This is a genomic window from Pseudovibrio denitrificans JCM 12308 (genome assembly GCF_001310815.1).
Classification (GTDB): domain Bacteria; phylum Pseudomonadota; class Alphaproteobacteria; order Rhizobiales; family Stappiaceae; genus Pseudovibrio; species Pseudovibrio denitrificans.
In genome coordinates this window covers 1-1201 of record NZ_BAZK01000075.1, presented here as the reverse complement: position 1 = coordinate 1201, position 1201 = coordinate 1, and the positions used below count along the sequence as shown (strand labels likewise).

Here is a 1201-nt window from a genome sequence, read left to right as displayed (position 1 = left end):
CTTGAGATGAGTTGGGCTTTTCTGTCAGGGAGGCCAGGACGGTCAGGACAGGTGGGAACCAGCGCTCATCATCCGTATCGCCGCCATAGGTGGTGTAGCTGGCTGAGAGGTGCCCGCCTGAAGGTAACACCACACCTACCAGCATATCCGGGCGCTCGCTGACGAGTTTTGTCGCACGACCGTCAAAGCCAGAGCTATATTTGCGCCGATTGGTTACAAACTCGCTGATACCATCGCCATCTACGTCAGACATGAAAGCGGTGGTATAATCGCGCAGAAGGTCACTAGAGGAAGCACTTGGCTTTAAAACCAGTGTTTCGCCGCGGGTCAGATAAAGGCGTGTATGATCCCGCTTTCGGTTGCCTATGAAATCAGCACGACCATCACCATTTACATCTGCTGCATGAATGCTGTCGGCGTATATGTATTTAAAATCAGAAACGTTTACTGTTGCTCCCGATAGAAAGCGCAAACCACTACTATAATAGATTTTGTAGTCGTACTTTCCCTTTTTATAGATAAAGTCAGTTAATCCGTCGCCATTGAAGTCGGCGAAAAGGGCAGTTGACAGGCTGGGGCTAGTAAATGTCGAAATAAAGCCAGATTTTCCATTTGATAGTCGGGCAGAAACTCGGCTGGTTACTTCTGCAAGATCAGATAAGCCGTCACTGTTAAAATCAGCGACATGTTTTCCTTTCGCATTTGACCAGCTTTGGTCAGCTGCTTTGGAGAAATATTGCTTTCTGCTGGCAATAACATCGTCTTGCCCATCTCCATCAAAGTCACCGATACGAGTGGTATCATCGTAGAGTCCATCAGTGGTGTCATATGTATCGCATATATCATACTCACCACTGCCGGATGTCCGGCAACGTTCATATCGGTATGAGTGCTTAGGGTCTTTATACTTGGTTAGGCCTCTTCTGGGTGCATGGATCCAGTACCGGGAAGAAGCTGAGCATTTTGTGGTGGATCGTCCGCCTTGGTCACTTCGAGCCGTGAAACAGATTGTTTGGTCTGTATCTCGATCAATATATTTTTCGTAAGAATCTCTGAATGCAACGTCATCTATCCGGTCGCCGTTGAGGTCAGCAAACAGAATATCAATGTAATTTACCGAAGAAGAAAACCACGATGCTGAAATTCTCTTCTGATCAAAGACATCATGTTTGTAGGTGAACTGGTAAGGGGGCAGCTTGGA

Annotated in this window: 1 protein-coding gene; it reads right to left on the bottom strand. The window is 47.1% G+C overall.

Features of this window, described 5'->3' with window-relative positions; translation table 11 throughout:
• Positions 1 to 1201: FG-GAP repeat domain-containing protein (locus tag JCM12308_RS27485; protein ID WP_164845409.1), on the bottom strand; the 1201-nt coding region annotated here is incomplete at both ends.